At 59.6% G+C, this 16,734-nt stretch carries 15 protein-coding genes; all 15 read left to right on the forward strand.

The window, feature by feature from the left end; translation table 11 throughout:
• The first annotated feature begins 5 nt into the window (after positions 1-5).
• The 15 genes from MKD49_RS20120 (at position 6) to MKD49_RS20190 (ending at position 16,711) form a co-directional block, all read left to right on the forward strand.
• Positions 6-2,492: a hypothetical protein gene (locus MKD49_RS20120; RefSeq protein ID WP_252697183.1), complete on the forward strand. Its 2,487-nt coding sequence runs from the start codon at positions 6-8 to the stop codon at positions 2,490-2,492.
• A gap of 37 nt (positions 2,493-2,529) precedes the next feature.
• Entirely contained in the window at positions 2,530-3,564 is a 1,035-nt protein-coding gene (gmd, locus tag MKD49_RS20125) for a GDP-mannose 4,6-dehydratase (protein ID WP_039789353.1), read from the forward strand.
• Positions 3,507-4,421, forward strand: a complete 915-nt coding sequence (locus tag MKD49_RS20130; protein WP_371925497.1) for an NAD-dependent epimerase/dehydratase family protein — start codon at positions 3,507-3,509, stop codon at positions 4,419-4,421. Before gmd ends, MKD49_RS20130 begins: the two co-directional genes overlap by 58 nt.
• A 50-nt stretch (positions 4,422-4,471) precedes the next feature.
• Entirely contained in the window at positions 4,472-5,428 is a 957-nt protein-coding gene (locus MKD49_RS20135; RefSeq protein WP_256497716.1) for a glycosyltransferase family 2 protein, read from the forward strand.
• A 46-nt stretch (positions 5,429-5,474) separates the two neighbouring features.
• Positions 5,475-6,248, forward strand: a complete 774-nt coding sequence (locus MKD49_RS20140) for a glycosyltransferase (RefSeq protein WP_252697185.1) — start codon at positions 5,475-5,477, stop codon at positions 6,246-6,248.
• Positions 6,249-6,468: 220 nt separating this feature from the next.
• Positions 6,469-7,458, forward strand: a complete 990-nt coding sequence (locus MKD49_RS20145; RefSeq protein ID WP_121042775.1) for a glycosyltransferase family 2 protein — start codon at positions 6,469-6,471, stop codon at positions 7,456-7,458.
• Positions 7,459-7,474: 16 nt separating this feature from the next.
• Complete coding sequence (locus MKD49_RS20150; RefSeq protein WP_034337895.1) at positions 7,475-8,470, forward strand: lysylphosphatidylglycerol synthase transmembrane domain-containing protein; 996 nt, start codon at positions 7,475-7,477, stop codon at positions 8,468-8,470.
• Positions 8,463-9,797, forward strand: a complete 1,335-nt coding sequence (locus MKD49_RS20155; protein WP_209580057.1) for an NAD(P)/FAD-dependent oxidoreductase — start codon at positions 8,463-8,465, stop codon at positions 9,795-9,797. The genes MKD49_RS20150 and MKD49_RS20155 overlap by 8 nt, the downstream gene beginning before the upstream one ends.
• Complete coding sequence (locus MKD49_RS20160; RefSeq protein WP_121042781.1) at positions 9,794-11,341, forward strand: DUF2079 domain-containing protein; 1,548 nt, start codon at positions 9,794-9,796, stop codon at positions 11,339-11,341. Before MKD49_RS20155 ends, MKD49_RS20160 begins: the two co-directional genes overlap by 4 nt.
• A 46-nt stretch (positions 11,342-11,387) precedes the next feature.
• A complete protein-coding gene (locus tag MKD49_RS20165) occupies positions 11,388-12,083 on the forward strand; it encodes a WbqC family protein (protein WP_039789364.1) in 696 nt (231 codons plus the stop codon).
• On the forward strand, positions 12,080-13,069 hold the full coding sequence (locus tag MKD49_RS20170; RefSeq protein WP_121042783.1) for a glycosyltransferase family 2 protein: 990 nt from the start codon (positions 12,080-12,082) through the stop codon (positions 13,067-13,069). The genes MKD49_RS20165 and MKD49_RS20170 overlap by 4 nt, the downstream gene beginning before the upstream one ends.
• A 4-nt stretch (positions 13,070-13,073) precedes the next feature.
• Positions 13,074-13,739 carry an acetyltransferase gene (locus tag MKD49_RS20175; protein WP_121042785.1) on the forward strand — a complete coding sequence of 222 codons (666 nt, stop codon included), beginning with the start codon at positions 13,074-13,076 and terminating at the stop codon, positions 13,737-13,739.
• 164 nt (positions 13,740-13,903) lie between these two features.
• Positions 13,904-14,647 carry a hypothetical protein gene (locus tag MKD49_RS20180; protein ID WP_227022651.1) on the forward strand — a complete coding sequence of 248 codons (744 nt, stop codon included), beginning with the start codon at positions 13,904-13,906 and terminating at the stop codon, positions 14,645-14,647.
• Positions 14,622-15,035, forward strand: a complete 414-nt coding sequence (locus MKD49_RS20185; protein ID WP_232729758.1) for an EamA family transporter — start codon at positions 14,622-14,624, stop codon at positions 15,033-15,035. Before MKD49_RS20180 ends, MKD49_RS20185 begins: the two co-directional genes overlap by 26 nt.
• Positions 15,036-15,067: 32 nt before the next feature.
• Positions 15,068-16,711 carry a hypothetical protein gene (locus MKD49_RS20190; RefSeq protein WP_252697186.1) on the forward strand — a complete coding sequence of 548 codons (1,644 nt, stop codon included), beginning with the start codon at positions 15,068-15,070 and terminating at the stop codon, positions 16,709-16,711.
• Positions 16,712-16,734 lie beyond the last annotated feature (23 nt).

Genomic DNA, 16,734 nt, shown 5'->3' on the forward strand with positions numbered 1-16,734 from the left:
ACGTCATGAACCCCTCTCTTCCTGATCGCAAACCGGGATCCCCGGGCGTCGCACAACCCGTGCTGCTGACCATCGTCGCATTCATTCTGGCGGCCGTGGCACTCTGGGGAACGCTCTCTCAAGGCTGGTGGCAGCAGAAGATCTGGGTCTCCCCCGCCGTGGGTGTTTCTTTCTACAACACCGTCGGCACGCTGCTGGTGCTGTGCTTTGCGGGCCTGGCCGCAGGCTTGCCATTCCTGCTTCTGCTGGGCGCATGTGCGTCGCTGTTCGTGGCACTGGCGGGATTCGGACCCTTCGTCGCCGTGATCTGGTATTGGACTTGCGCCACCCTGATCGGTGCCTGGACCTTGTCGTGGTGGAAGGATGATTCGGCCACCGTCTGGAGCGTTCGCAACAGCGGCTTCGGATTCGTGATCACCGGCAGTCTCATCGGTCTCATGGCGCATTTCCCGATCAATACACCGACGCTCTATCTGTTGCTCTTCAGCGGCTGGGCCCTGCTGGCCAGCTGGCGTCTCGGCGTGTGGCGCACCGCCGGCCGGCCCTCGCCCCTGCGCGACCTGCTGGGCCGCCGGCGGCGTAGTCTCCAGGAATCCCTGCTGCTGTCCCTGGTGCTGGCCGGCATTTCGCTGGTGCTGTTCGTGACCATGCTGCCCGAGCTGGGACACGATGCGCTGGCCATGCACCTGAACTTGCCGGTTCGCATTCTGGCGGCCAAACGCTGGGACTTTGATGTGACCCAGTACATCTGGTCGGTGATGCCGTTCGGTGCCAATTGGTTGACGTTGCCGCCCTTCTTCCTGGATGGCCAACAGGCGGCGAAGTTGATGGATACCTCCTTCGTGCTGGCGACGGCCTGGCTGTCGTTCCGCATCCTGGCCCCTCGCATTGGCGTGGTCGCCGCGCTGGCCGCACCGGCCCTGATGCTGACCTTGCCGCTGAGCATGCTGGTGTCCGGCTCGATGTTCGTGGAGCCCGTCATCGGTTTCCTGTTCCTGCTGTGTCTGGCCGAGCTGACCGGCACCAGCGAGAAGCCGCATGGTGCCTGGCTGTATCTGGGGGCCATTGCTGGTTACCTGTGTGCCTCCAAGCTGCTGGGCGCGCCGCTGCTGCCGATCCTGCTGCTGGCAGTGTGCCTGCTGGCACGCCAGGGCAAGTTCCAGCGGCCGACCTTGCTGGTGGTGGCGGCGGCGGTCGCCGTGTTTCTGCTTGTCAGCTGCCAGCCCTACGTCGTGGCCTATCTGAAGACGGGCAATCCGCTCTTCCCCTTCTACAACAATATTTTCAAATCGCCGTTCTTCACCATCGGCAGCGTCTTCAAGAACGAGCAGGCGTTTGCCAATCCGCTCTATTTGCACCCGCTGGGACTGGGCATGTTCTGGGATGCGAGCATCAAGTCCATGGGGTACGGCGAGTTTGGTGCGGATGGTGCCATCGGCATCGTTTTCCTGGTGCTCATCCCGCTCGCCTTGCTCACCGCCATCCTGACGCGTCACTGGTGGGTCCTGGGCGGATTGCTGGCCACCACCTTCTATTGCGCGCTGGTGTTCCACACGCAGGCCTATTTGCGCTATGTGTACCAGATGCTTCCGTGGTTCATCGTGTTCGGTGCCTGGGCTCTGGCACGCCTGTCCAAGGCAGCGCTGACGGCATCCGCGCTGGTGCTGCTGCTGTGCCTGGTCAGCCTGGCGCGCTATCCGGTGGTCTACTGGCCGCTGATGCAGTTCTCTCCGCGTTTGCTGGTGGATCGTGATGCCCATCGTGCAATGCTCGAGCGCAGCAAGCCCGCGGTGATCATCGGCGACATCCTGCAGCAGATGGACAGTATCCGCAGCAAGCAGATTCTCATCGTTGGCACCGATCCGGTCTACAGTCATTACCCGGCAGGCACCATCGCGTTTTCTTGGCACTCGTGGCCGTTCTTCTCCTCGCCCGAGCGCGACACCAATTTCAAGAAATTGCTGCGCGATTTCGACATCGAGGTCATCGTGCACCCGGTGGGGCAAAACGAATCGCATGAGGCCGATATCATGTCGGTGACCACCGAGCTGTTCCGTCTCAATGGCATGCGCGTCGGTCTGGTCAAGACCGATGGCCTGTTCCGGGTCGAGCGCGTCGCAGGACCGGTGCTCGATCAACCTGGTCCCAAGTGGGATCTCAACGGGAATGCCGTGGTCAAAGGCGGCGTGACCGCTACCGTCACGCATCCGGTCTATCAGACCATCGACGTGAAAGGACAGCGCCGTGGCCTGTTGCACGTGAAGGTATCTTGCCCTGAGGGAACACAGTTCCGATCCCAGGTTAACTGGATCAATTCCCGCGGTGAAATGAGCAGCACCGACATCGAAGTGCATTCTTGTCACGGTGAAAACACTATAATTGACCGCGCTGTGGCGATTCCTGCCGGGACGGTTCAGGGCATCGTGTTCGGCAGTTCGCACGATGAGCGTCCCGTGACCGTAGGCGAGATCTCCTTCAAGACCCCCTCATAAATCCTTTATCAATCCAGACTCAGCTATCCCTCAGACTATGAAAACCGCAATCATTACCGGCATCTCAGGACAAGACGGCGCTTACCTGGCGCAACTTCTGCTTGAAAAGAACTACGTAGTCTATGGCACCTATCGACGCACCAGTTCGGTCAACTTCTGGCGCATCAACGAGCTGGGCATTCAGGATCATCCAAACCTGCATCTGGTGGAATTCGACCTGACCGACCTGGGCACCACGCTGTCCCTGGTGCAAAAGGTGCAGCCTGACGAAATCTACAACCTGGCCGCCCAGAGTTTCGTCGGCGTCAGCTTCGAGCAGCCGACCACCACGGCCCACATCACCGGTCTGGGTGCGCTCAACATTCTGGAAGCGATTCGCCTGGTCAATCCGCGCATCCGCTTCTACCAGGCCTCGACGTCGGAAATGTTCGGCAAGGTCCAGGAGATCCCCCAGCGCGAAAGCACGCCTTTCTATCCGCGTAGCCCGTATGGCGTGGCCAAGCTGTACGCGCACTGGATGACGATCAACTATCGTGAGAGCTACAACATCTTCGGTACCAGCGGCATTTTGTTCAACCATGAAAGCCCGCTGCGCGGCCGCGAATTCGTGACCCGCAAGATCACTGACTCGGTGGCGAAGATCAAGCTGGGCCAGCTGGACTGCCTGGAACTGGGCAACCTGGACGCCAAGCGCGACTGGGGCTTTGCCAAGGAATACGTGGAAGGCATGTGGCGCATGCTGCAGGTGGACGAGCCCGATACCTTCGTGCTGGCCACCAACCGTACCGAGACCGTACGCGACTTCGTGCAGATGGCCTTCAAGGGTGTGGGCATCAATCTTGAGTTCCGCGGTGCCGCCGAGCAGGAGACTGCAGTGGACGTGGCCACCGGCAAGACCGTCATGCGCATCAATCCGAAGTTCTACCGTCCGGCCGAAGTCGAGCTGCTGATCGGTGACCCCACCCGCGCCCGCGAAATCCTGGGCTGGCAGCCGCAGACCACGCTGGAGCAGTTGTGCGCGCTGATGGTGGAAGCCGATGTGCGTCGCAATCAGGCGGGGACTTCGTTTTGAAGATATTCCTTACCGGGAGTGATGGATTCACTGGCAGGCATTTCACTGCCAGTGCCATTGCGCGCGGACATGAAGTGATCGCCCTGACCGGGCAACTGGATGACAAGGCGGGACTGGAGCATCAGCTTGCGCAAGCGCAGGCGGATGCGGTGGTCCACCTGGCGGCCATTGCGTTCGTTGGCCACGCGGATGCCGGTGCGTTTTACGATGTCAACGTGCTGGGCACGATGAATCTGCTGGATGCTCTGGCGCGCGTGCCGAAGCGTCCGGCGGCAGTGCTGCTGGCCAGCAGCGCCAACATCTATGGCAATTGCGATGTATCGCCGATTGGCGAGAGCCAGCCCCCGGCTCCTGCGAATCATTACGCCATGAGCAAGCTGGCCATGGAATACATGGCGCGCAACTACCTCGACCGCTTGCCGATCGTGTTCGCGCGTCCCTTCAATTACACCGGGGCAGGGCAGCACGCGTCCTTCGTCATTCCCAAGCTGGTCGACCATTTTGCCCGACGGGCCAGCGTGGTGGAGCTGGGCAACCTTGATGTCGAGCGCGAATTCAATGATGTGCGTACCGTATGCGACGCCTATCTGGCCCTGCTCGACAAGGGCGCGCCAGGGCAGTGCTACAACGTCTGCTCGGGCCAGCCCGTGACGTTGCGCGCCGTCATCGCCTTGCTGCAAGAGATCACGGGACACAGTCTGGAAGTGCGCGTCAATCCGGCCTTCGTCCGTGCCTCCGAGGTGCGCACGCTGTGCGGCAGCCCGGCTTTGCTGGAACAGGCCATAGGCCCCCTGCATCATCCTGGCCTGCGCGCGACGCTGCAATGGATGTTGGACACCAGCCCGGTGGCGCATTGATGGTGGCGAAGTCCTTGGCAGGTCCGGCAAGGCTGACGTGCGGAATTGCCATGTGCACCTGCAACGGCATGCCCTACCTGCCGCAGCAGCTCGACAGCCTGCTTCAGCAGGACCGCTTGCCCGATCAGATTGCCATTCATGACGATGCCTCCGATGACGGCAGCTGGGAATACCTGCAGCAATGGGCCGCGCGCCAGCGCATTGACGTGAAGCTGGTCAGGAACGAGCCCCGCCTTGGGGTGGTCAGGAATTTCGAGGCAGCAGTGCAGTCCCTGCAGACGGACCTGATCTTCCTGTGCGATCAGGATGACGTGTGGCTGCCGTTCAAGATCAGTCTGCTCAGCGAGCAATTCGAGCAGGATCCGGCGCTGACCCTTCTGCACAGCGACGCCCGGCTGGTCGATGCGCAAGGCGTCGACATGCAGGCTTCGCTGTTCCAGTCGCTCGGTCTGAGTGAGGAAGAGCGCGGCTGGGTGGCGCAAGGCCGCGCACTGGACGTGCTGTGCCGGCGCAATATCGTCACCGGAGCGGCGGCTGTGTTCCGCCGCGATCTGCTGCCCCTGGCCCTGCCGTTTTCGCCGGATTGGGTGCACGATGAATGGCTGGCCATTCTCGCAGCTGCCACAGGCAAGATGCGCTCCGAACCAAGCAGCACGGTCCAATATCGTCAGCATGGACGCAATGCCATCGGCATGGAAGCACCAGGCCTGGCCAGATTGGTCAAGCGCTTCAGGTTCGTGATGGCGCTCCCCGAAAGCAAGTTCCAGTTGCTGCGGCTGACCCGTGTTGAACAGCTCAAGGCACGCCTCGAACGCGAGGGCCGCCTGACCCCGGACCTGGCCGCGATGCTTGCTGACTGGCTGCGCTTTGCCCGTTTTCGTGCCGGCCTGTCGCGGTATCTGCCGTTGCGCATTCTGGCTGTCCTCAGGCATGCCGTGTCTACCAGTGATTACCGTCGTTTCGGCCGCGGTCCGCTCAGTGCGTTGCGCGACGTGCTGATGCGCTGAGCGTCTGCGCCTTCACTCCTTGCCCGTCCGTACGCGAGACCGCTCCATGTCCCCAGCTCTCATTTCCCTGTCAGTCGTCAGTCACGGTCACCGCGCGCACATTGCCTTGCTGCTGGCCGATCTGGCGCGATTGGGGCGTACGGATATCGAAGTGATCCTGACGGTCAATTTGCCGGAATCCTTCGACGACTTGCTGGCGGACCTCCCGTTCCCGGTGGTCGTGGTCAACAATCCTGAACCCAAGGGTTTTGCCGCCAATCAGAATGCGGCCGTGGCGCATGCAAGCGGGCAATGGTTCGTCATCCTCAATCCGGATATCCGCTTTCATGACGATCCCTTTGACGCCCTGCTGGAGGTCTCGCGCATGGTGCCGGCTGCCATCGTCGCACCGCTGATCGTCAATGCAGAAGGACAGGAAGAAGACAGTGCGCGTCACTTTCCCTCTCCCTTGCAACCGTTCAAACGCTATCTCGCCCGGCTGTTTGGCGTCCACCTTGCCAATGACAGTATTCCCACGCGTGGTCAGGTGGCCTATCCGGACTGGGTGGCAGGCATGTTCATGATGCTGCCCAAAACCATGATGGAGCAGTTGGGCGGACTTGACGAGCGTTATCGCATGTACTACGAGGATGTGGATCTGTGCGCACGCGCCAGGCTGGCCGGGCATGAAGTGCGCGTGGCGCGCGCCATACCGGTCGAGCATAACGCCCAGCGCGACAGTCACCGCAAACTGCGCTACCTGCGCTGGCATATCAGCAGCGTCATCCGCTTTTTCACTTCCCCGGCCTATCGTTCCTTGCGGCAACAGCGTACTCGTTGAAAAGCTCTTCCGACGCGCTTCTGGCGGGTCTTCTCTGCACGCAGTTGCAAAGAGCGGTGCGGCGGGACATTTTTGCCGTGAATTTTTCGGAATTCTCACCCGGCGTGGTTAAAATACTGGGTTTTGCGGGAAAACTCTGCAAAAAGATAGGCATCTGCGCATGGATACCGGGCGGGATGCATGGCTGGAAGAGGGCGGGAGCCCACAAGGGGGGGAGTAAATGTTGTTGTCAATTGTTGTGCCATGCTACAACGAAGAAGAGGTGATCGACTTCACCAAGCTGGAGTTGTTCAAGCTCATGGATGAGCTGGACGGCCTCGATGCCGAACTCATCTTCGTCAACGATGGCAGCCGTGATCGTACGCTGGAAAAACTCAAGGCCATCGCCCGTGAAGACGCCCGGGTGCGCGTGGTCTGCCTGTCGCGCAACTTCGGTCACCAGATCGCCGTGACGGCTGGCGTCGACGCTGCGCGCGGGGACGCCGTGGTGCTCATGGATGCCGACCTGCAAGACCCGCCGGCCGTGGTACATCAGATGGTGGCCCATTGGCGCGAAGGCTATGACGTCGTCTACGCCGTGCGAAGCGAACGCGAAGGCGAGTCAGCGTTCAAGATCGCCACTGCCCGTGCTTTCTATCGCTTGCTCAACAAGATGTCGGAAGTCGACATTCCCCTTGATACCGGCGATTTCCGTCTGATGAGCCGCCGTGTGGTCGACACCTTGTGCGCCATGCCGGAGCGCGACCGCTTCGTGCGCGGCATGGTGAGCTGGGTCGGCTTCAAGCAGATGGCCCTGCCGTACGCGCGCGCGCGCCGGGTGGCCGGCGTGACCAAGTATCCCCTCAAGAAGATGCTCAAGTTCGCCACCGACGGCATCCTGTCCTTCTCCAGCAAGCCGCTGCAGATGTCCATCGGACTGGGCATGAGCGCTGCGGGCCTGGCATTTCTCGGCATCCTCTATGCCCTGTTCCTGCGCATCTTCACCCAGGTCTGGGTCGAGGGCTGGACCGCGCTCATGATTGCGGTCCTGTTCATCGGCGGCGTGCAACTGGTGTCGATCGGCATCCTGGGCGAATACATCGGCCGCATCTACAGCGAGATCAAGCGTCGGCCCCTGTACGTGGTGTCGGAATACATCGGATATGCACCCGAGGCCCGCATCGAGGGCTCGCGCAGCCCGGTGGTGGCGGTCGTCGATGCATCGGCCTGAGCGGGATGCCCCCTTGATGAATCGATTTTCCGCCAAACAGCTGATCCGCCTTGCCGTCGGCGTAGGCGTTGCGCTGGTCTTCGGCTGGCTGGCCTTGCGCCACACCGACTGGAATCAGCTCAGCACGACGCTGCTGGCCGCCAACAAGAGCCTGATCCTGCTTGGTTTGCTGATCTTCGCGGTCGGTTACGCCTGCCGCATCGCGCGCTGGACCTCCATGCTGCGCGTGTCGCGACCGGCCTTGCGCTGGTCCGATTGTGCAGGCCCCTTCCTCGCCAGTTTCGCCGCCAACAACGTCCTGCCTTTCCGCGCCGGCGATCTGATGCGCATGGTCGCCTTCAATCAGCAGCTGGGCACCTCGGCGGCGACGGTGGTGGCCACTTTGTTCGTGGAGCGATTGCTGGACCTGCTGATGGTCATCGTCATGCTGGGTGCAGCGGTCCTGCTGGTGGGCGCACGCCTGCACAGCTATGTCGATCTGGGTGCCGGTGCCTTGCTGCTGATGGCGCTGGCGATCATGGCGGTGCTGCTGTTTCCGCACGCCATGCGTCCGCTGGCGCGCTTCTTCCTGGCCTTGCTGGCCAAGGTGTTGCCGGGGCTCGCCAAGCGCCTTGGCGATGAAATCGGCAAGGCATTCGACACGCTGGAGTCGATGTCGCGTGGCCCGACCATGCTGGTGCTGGTGGGATGGTCGCTGCTGGCCTGGCTGTGCGAAGGCATGCTGTTCTGGCTGGCGGCGCTTTCACTGCCTGCCGTCAGCGAGCCTGCCAGTGCCTGGCTGGCGCTGCCGGTCGGTACCCTGGCCACGCTGATCCCCAGCACGCCCGGCTACGTCGGCACCTTTGATTTCTTTACCGCGAAGACCCTTGCCATTGGCGGCAACGATATGGCTGCCTCGACGGCCTATGCGCTGCTGGTCCATCTTCTTTTGTGGCTGCCGCCGACCCTGAGCGGTGGTCTTTACCTGCTGGTGCGCTCGCTGCGCCCCAAGAAAGTGCTGGAACATGAGTGAACAGATCCGCGTCAGCGTTGCCGTCATCGGTGGCGGTTTTACCGGGCTCAGCGCAGCCTATGAGTTGGCCAAGGCCGGTGCCTCCGTGGCCGTGCTGGAAGCTGAAGAAGAGCTGGGTGGCCTGGCTGCTGCCTTCGATGTGGAAGGCGAAAAGCTGGATCGCTTCTACCATCACTGGTTTACCAATGACCTCGAAGTGATGCATCTGATCGATGAGATCGGCCTGTCCGACAAGGTCACCATCAACCCGACCAATACCGGCATGTACTATGCCAACCAGTTCTTCAAGCTCTCCACCCCGATGGATCTGCTGCGCTTCACGCCGCTGGGTTTCTTTGACCGCGTTCGCCTGGGCCTGCTGGCCTTGCGCGCGCGCCGCGTCAAGAACTGGATGGAGCTGGAAGACAAGACCGCAGAACAATGGCTCAAGGAACTGGGCGGCGAGTCGGTCTTCCGCGTGGTGTGGGAACCGCTGCTCAAGGGCAAGTTCGGTGAGGCGGCCGCCCGCAAGGTCTCGGCCGTGTGGTTCTGGAACAAGCTGAAGCTGCGCGGCGGCAGCCGCGGCAAGGGTGGGGAAGAGCGCCTGGCCTATCTGAAGGGCGGTTTTGTCTCGATTGCGACCCGCCTGGCCGAGCGCATCACGCAGGCCGGCGGCCACGTCATCACGCGGGCACCGGTGCAGAGCTTCCGTCGCGACGATGGACTATGGCAAGTGCAGACGCCCAAGGGTGTCATCGTCGCCGATCATGTGATTGCCACGCCGGCGCTGCCACTGATCGCCGATATGGTGAAGGACTGGGCCAGCCCCGACTACCTGCAGCAGCTGCGTCGCATCGAATACCTGGGCAACGTCTGCCTGGTGCTGGAACTGAACAACAGTCTCTCCAGTACCTACTGGCTCAACGTCAACGATCCGACTTTCCCGTTCGTGGGGGTGATCGAGCACACCAACTTCGAGTCCACCGACACGTATGGCGGACGTCACATCGTCTATCTGTCCAAGTATCTGCCGGTCGACGAGGCGCTGTATTCCATGAGTGCCGATGAAGTCCTGGCCTATGCCATGCCGCACCTCAAACGCATGTTCCCGCGCTTCGACGAGAGCTGGATCCTCGACCACAAGGTATGGAAGTCGCGCTGGTCGCAGCCCGTGGTGGAGAAGCACTACAGCCGCCTGATTCCGTCGGCCGAAGGACCTCTGCCGGGACTGCACATTGCCTCCATGGCGCAGATTTATCCGGAAGATCGCGGTACCAATTATGCGGTGCGTGAAGGGCGCAAGATTGGACGGCATGTCGTCGGATTGCTGGGGAAGTCCAAGCAATGACGCGGCAACGCTTGACCTTGGGCTTGCTGGCGCTGCTCATCGCAATCGCCGCCTGCATCCTTTGCATCGGCAAGGACGCCATGCAGACGAACCGTATGGGTGATGCTGCTCTCTTCGAGCAGCTCATCGAAAACATCCATGCGGGTAAAGGTGCCGTCTCCAACGTGTTTGCCAATACGCAGAACTTCATCGACCACCGTTACATCGGAATTCCCAACACCGAGCTGCTTTCTCGGGAACTGCAGGGCATGCTGGTCCATCCTGCAGCTGACGAACGTTCGATGCTGGGTTTCCACGCCTATTACATTCTTTATCCCATCTCCTGGCTGATGTGGATGATGTCGTCTTCCATGGCGCTGGTCGTGCTGCAGACCACGGCTTATGCGCTGCTGGTCTGGGCAACCGCGGCTTACGTGATGGTGCGTACTCGAAGCGTGGTGCTATCCGTTCTGTCTTGCGGACTCGTTTTCTTCAGTCCCCAGGTGTTCCTCGGCTTGGCGGGCCAGTTCTATCCTGATCGGCTGTTCGTACCTCTCGGCTTCATCCTCTTGTGTTGCCTGCACTTCCAGTTGCGGTGGAGGTATGTGGCATTGGTGGCGCTTTTGCTGGCCCTCGTCAACGAGCGTGCTGCACTGATCAGTGGCCTGCTGGTCGGAATGCATGCGATCTTGTTCGGCTGGCACCAGCGCAAGCGCTTGCTCACGCAATTGGCCGTCGCCGGGTTGCTCGTCGCATATGCTTTTCTGATCAAGAAACTGGTGCTGACCAATCTGTATTACGACACATTTTTGCCCGTCAGCTGGGATGATCTTGTCTATCGCTATACCCAGATTCCGGGCTTTGCCGACAATCTTTTCATCAATCTCAAGAACAACGCATTGCTTCTGATGTTGGCGGTGTTCGCGCCGCGTTACCTTCTCATCGCATTGGTGGTGCTATTGCCGAATTTGGTCGGCTCTATCGGTGGAGCGGAGAAGGTGGGATGGCTGTCCCACTATCATTCCTACTACTTCCCGGTGCTCTGCTTCGCGGCAGCCTCCGGTGTTTGCAACCTCTATCTTCTTTGCTCGCGGGCAACATTCAAGGGTGCGTTGATTGCCGGATTTGCTTTGGCTTCCGCCTTCGTGTGGTACACCCAAGAAAAACTGAATTGGAACATGATCGCGGTCCCCTCCAGCGTCATGAGGGAGTTTGTTGCGATGTATCAGGCAAACCGGCGGGGAACGCCCACCGGCTATGACACCAGACGTCTGATCAACGCCGAGTTTGCCGCCGGCAGTCTCGTCGTTACCAATGAAGCCGGAATGGCCATGCTGCATCAACGGGTCAAGGTGGGTGTTTATCCCCTCGGTCTGCGCAAAGCTGACTACGTCTACATCGACTGCGGGGAACTGGACGGCAAGCTTCCCGATGATGCCAACTGGGTTGCCGGAAAGCCGGTCTCCACCGTTCTGGAACAGCAGTTTGGCTTTACTTTTCACGAGATCGCGCACGTTCCCGGCCATTGCGTTGGAGTCAGGAACACCGCGAAGAGGCCGGAATGATGCCGACCTGCGCCATCGTGCGTGACCATAGACAGGCCCAAGAGAAATGAAGAAAATCGCAATCCTGCAGTCCAACTACATCCCTTGGCGCGGTTACTTCGACATGATCGCTGCCGTGGATGAATTCATTCTCTACGACGACATGCAATATACCCGGCGTGACTGGCGGAACCGCAACCAGATCAAGACGCCACAGGGTTTGCAGTGGCTGACCGTGCCCGTTCGCGTCAAGGGCAAGTATCTGCAGAAGATCCGCGAGACGGAAATTGAAGGGACTGCCTGGGCCGCTGAACACTGGAAATCCTTGCAGCAGAACTATCGGCGGGCTGCCCACTTCGATCAGGTAGCCGAGTGGTTGCATCCGCTCTACCAGGATTGCCAGCATACGCACCTGTCCGAACTGAATCGCGGTTTCATCGAGGCCATCTGTGGCTTCCTGCATATCAAGACCAGGATCACCAATTCCTGGGATTACGAACTGGTCGATGGCAAGACGGAACGCCTGGTCGATCTGTGTCTGCAGGCGGGTGCAACACATTACATTTCCGGCCCTTCTGCAAAAGGGTATGTGGAGGAGGAGCAATTCCTCCGCGCGGGAATCACCCTCGAATGGTTTGATTACGCAGGTTTCAAGGACTACCCGCAGCAGTGGGGCGACTTTCTGCCAACCGTTACGATATTGGATCTCTTGTTCAACTGCGGAAGCGATGCAGGTCAATTTCTCAGGAACATCCCGTCATGAAGCTTTCCATTGTTGCCACGCTCTACCAGTCGGCACCCTACATCGAGGAGTTCTACCAGCGTTGCAGCCGTTGCGCCCAGGCATTGGTCGGTGACGACTACGAGATCGTCTTCGTCAACGATGGTTCTCCTGATGACAGCCTGGGCTTGACCATCAGGCTCGGTGAAAGCGATCCCCACGTCGTGGTCGTCGATCTCTCGCGCAATTTTGGTCACCACAAGGCAATGATGACCGGGCTGGCCCACGCGCAGGGAGAGCGTGTGTTCCTGATTGATGCCGACCTGGAAGAAGATCCCGAGTTTCTCCTGCCTTTTTCCGAGAAAATGAACGGCAGCGATTGCGACGTGGTGTATGGCGTTCAGGAGCAGCGCAAGGGTGGATGGTTCGAACGCTGGAGCGGGGAATTGTTTTACAGATCCTTCCGCTCGTGGACCGGTATCGCATTGCCCCAGAACGTGGTGACGGCGCGATTGATGTCGCGTCGCTATGTCAATGCGCTTTTGCTGCACACCGAGCGTGAGGTGTTCATTGCCGGGTTGTGGCATATCACCGGTTTTGATCAGCAGCCGATGCTGGTCAAAAAGCACAGTACCAGCGAGACAACGTATACCTTCCGCAAGAAGATGTCTCAATTCGTCAATTCGGTGACGTCCTTCAGCAACGCCCCGCTGATCGGCATTTTCTATATCGGTGTCAGCATCTCCGTACTGGCAATGCTATGCATCGCCTATATCGTGGGACAATGGCTGCTCATTGCGCGCCATGTCAGCGGATGGACCTCATTGATGGCCTCCGTCTGGCTGTTGGGCGGCATGATCATCTCGTTCATCGGAGTGGTGGGTCTCTACCTCTCCAGAATATTTTCCGAGGTGAAGCAGCGGCCGTACACGATCGTGCGCCACGTCTACCGGCGTATGCCCGTACATGTGGCCGCCGATGGTACGGATCGCCAGGCAGATACCCGACATGACACTACCGGAGCATGACCCGATGAAAACGCCCCTCGTGATATTCGGCGTAGGCGACTTTGCCCAGCTCGCCCATTTCTATTTCGGACTGGACGGGCAATATGAGATCGTGGCGTTCACTCTCGATGGCGATTACATCAAGGAGTCCACTTTCTGCGGCTTGCCGGTGGTCCCATTCGAGGAGCTTGAGCGTACGCATGGGCCGCAGCAGCATGCGATGTTCATCGCCCTGGGCTACTCCAGGCTGAACGCGGTGCGCAAGGAAAAGTACCTGGCGGCCAAGGCCAAAGGCTACCGGCTGGCCAGTTACCTGAGCCCGGATGCGACTATCCGCAACCAGGGAAACATCGGTGAGAACTGCTTCATCTTCGAAGACAATACGATCCAGCCCTTCGTCAGGATCGGCAACAACGTGACCTTGTGGAGCGGCAATCACATTGGCCATCACAGCCTGATCGGCGATCACTGCTTCATCGCTTCCCATGCGGTCATCTCGGGTGGTGTCGAGATCGGAGAGCAATGTTTTATCGGCGTCAATGCCACCTTGCGGGACAGGATCAAGATCGGGGCACAATGCGTGATCGGTGCGGGGGCGTTGCTCCTGGCAGATGCTGAGCCCAATGGCGTGTACGTCGGCACGGCAACGGAACGTTCCAGGGTTCCAAGCAACAGGTTGAGAGGAATATGACGCAAAAGTGGAAAAAACTGGGGCTCATCTATAGTCCCGCTGGCGAGCGGCCATGGCTGCATACTCATGCTGCGGTCCCGATCGCGGAGCACGTCCGGGATGACGTGTATCGCATCTATTTCAGCTCGCGTGATGCAGAAAACCGCAGTCATACAGGCTACGTGGTGATTGATCTTGCCCGTCCGCAGGAGATCCTGGAATTGTCGGATCAACCCGTGCTGGCACCCGGTGCCTTGGGCGAGTTCGATGACAGCGGCACCATGGCGACTTGGCTGACGACCTACCGCGGCCAGCAATACATGTATTACATCGGATGGAATCTGGGTGTGACCGTGCCGTTCCGCAATTCGATCGGCCTGGCCATGGGGCAAGGCTCAGGCCGTTTTGAACGCTACGCTGATGGTCCCATCGTGGATCGCTCCATGAAGGAACCGCACTTCTGCGCCAGCTGCAGCGTGATGCCTGGCGAGGATCTGTGGCGCATGTGGTACCTGTCCTGCACCGGCTGGCGTATCAGCGAGGGCAAGCCGCAACATCGCTATCACATCAAATACGCGGAGTCCGCCGACGGCATCACCTGGGACCGGCAAGGTATCGTCGCCATCGATTATGCCGATGAAGGTGAATATGCCATTTCCCGTCCCTCTGTCCTGTGCGATGGTGGCGTCTGGAAGATGTGGTATTCGTATCGGGGCGATCGTTACCGGATCGGCTATGCCGAGTCGGACGATGCCAAGCAATGGCGCCGCATGGATGATGCGGCAGGCATCGACGTCTCCGCTGAGGGCTGGGACAGCGAGATGGTCGAATATCCTTTCGTCTTTGATCACAAGGGACAGCGTTTCATGCTCTACAACGGCAACGGATACGGCAAGACGGGTTTTGGCATCGCCGTGCTGGAAGGCTGAGCAGGCGGATGACATGAATCGTCTCTTTGATTACCTCTACATCCTGGCCACGATCGTATTCACGGTGTATGGCCAGCTGATTCTGAAGTGGCGGATCGGCCATTTTGGCGCGTTGCCCTTGGGCGGTGCCGACAAGCTCAAGTTTCTGTTGGGCCTGTTGTTTGATCCCCTCATCTTTTCGGGATTCTTTTCCGCGTTTCTGGCGTCGCTGGCGTGGATGGCAGCGATGACGAAATTCGAGCTCAGCCATGCCTATCCTTTCATGAGCCTCAATTTCGCCATCGTCCTGATCCTGAGCGTCTGGCTGCTCAATGAGGGGTTGACGATGCCCAAGCTGTTCGGGATTTCACTCATCATCATCGGCACCGTCGTGGCCGCCCGCGGCTGATCCAGGCGCCCACTGCATCACTATCAATGCAAATGTTCTCGCTCAAACCAGGCAATTCGAAAAGCGTGCGCGCCCCGCTGTCGGGCCGTGTCATCGACGTGGCGATGTGTCTGTTCCTGCTGGGCATGCTGGGGCTGCTGTACGCCTATACCTTCTGGAAGGCGCATCACGGCATCGGTGATACGGATACTGCATTTTTCCTTGATGTCCTGGAAAATACCTGGCACCTCGGGTTACCCACGACATCGGCGGTGCGTGCGTTTCTGAATGTGTACCCATTCATCCTGATGGATCCGGACAAGTTTTGTGCGATCGATCAGACGCAGTTCTCCACCATTCCTGCCAACATTCTGCTTGGCCATGCCAATCTCATCGTCTATCCCTTGAGTGCACTGGCGCAGTGGCTGGGCGCTGAGCGTGTCGCCGCGATCTCTACCGCGTCAGCCTTTGTTGCCTTGCCCGCCATTTCGTATCTGTTCCTGCGTCGGCGCAACGTGCCTGCCTTCCTGTGCCTGTTCTTTTCCGTGATCGTCTGTCTGCATCCGGCCTGGCGTATCGCGACGGAAGGCTGGATCTACTTTGATCGTCTGTTCATGCCCTTCGCGCTGGCGTTTGCATTCCTGATGCATGAGGCGTTCACCAACAAGGAGGTGATGGGACGCTCGCGCATGATCCTGGTCGTCGTGATTGCCGCTATTGGCGCGATGATTCACGAACGCGGTGCCTTGCTCATGCTGGTAGTCGCGCTCGGCCATGTGATTCTTTACCGGTCCGCACCTCGCCGCAACGTTCTGTTCGTGCTGGCCGTGTCAGCGGCGCTGATGGCTTATCTCGCCGTCTACAGCGTCCTTCAGCACAACGTCGACAATGCCGAGGTCTACAAGAGCTTTTTCGATCTTCCCCGGTTCCTGAACAACGTTTTTCGTCCGGGCCTGGTCAAGCTGATCGCATTCAATCTACCTTTCATCTTGCTGGCAGCCCTGTTCAACTGGCGTGCCGCGCTGATTGCCGGCATCACGATTTTCCCCAATGTCATCGTGTCGATTGGCGGAGCGGAAAAGGACGGCTGGATCACCCACTATCACAGCTTCTATTTCCCGTTCGTCATCTATGCGGGTGCCGTTGGCCTGACCGGCTTGCTTGCTGCCCGGCGCGATCAGTACGATGCTGGCACTCAAGGCCGGTGGCCGAGGAGCTTGGCGGCCGTCGTCATGTTGTCCCTGATCGGGGCTGTCGTCAGTTTTCTCAATCCCTATGGCCCCGACCTGTCATGGCGAACCGCGTTCATCAAGGAAGGCTTGTGGCGGCCGGTGAATGACCTTTATGTGATCGACCCCAAGTTTTCCTCCAATCGCTACGAGACTGATCGCGCTGATCGTCTGGTTGCGGCCATACCAGCCGGGGCATCGGTGACGTTCATGCCGCCGTTCAACGTCTGGAAACTGTTCAGGAACCACAATTCCATTCAGATTTTCCCGGTCGGTACCGGGGTCAGCGAATATCTTCTGGTGACCTTTGAAAAGAAGGCTGACGGCGGGATAATGTTTGATCCCGTTGGTGTGGTGGGATCCCCGGAGGGCCATTTGAAGGCCCGGCAATGCGTGACGGACAAGGTGTGGGCCGCCGGCTACAAGCCCGTCATGGAAATCAATCACTACATGCTGTTGCGCCGCTAGGCGCGCTTTCTGAGAGAGAAGCG

It is taken from the genome of Herbaspirillum sp. WGmk3, from assembly GCF_023952535.1.
Taxonomy (GTDB): Bacteria; Pseudomonadota; Gammaproteobacteria; order Burkholderiales; family Burkholderiaceae_D; genus Herbaspirillum; species Herbaspirillum huttiense.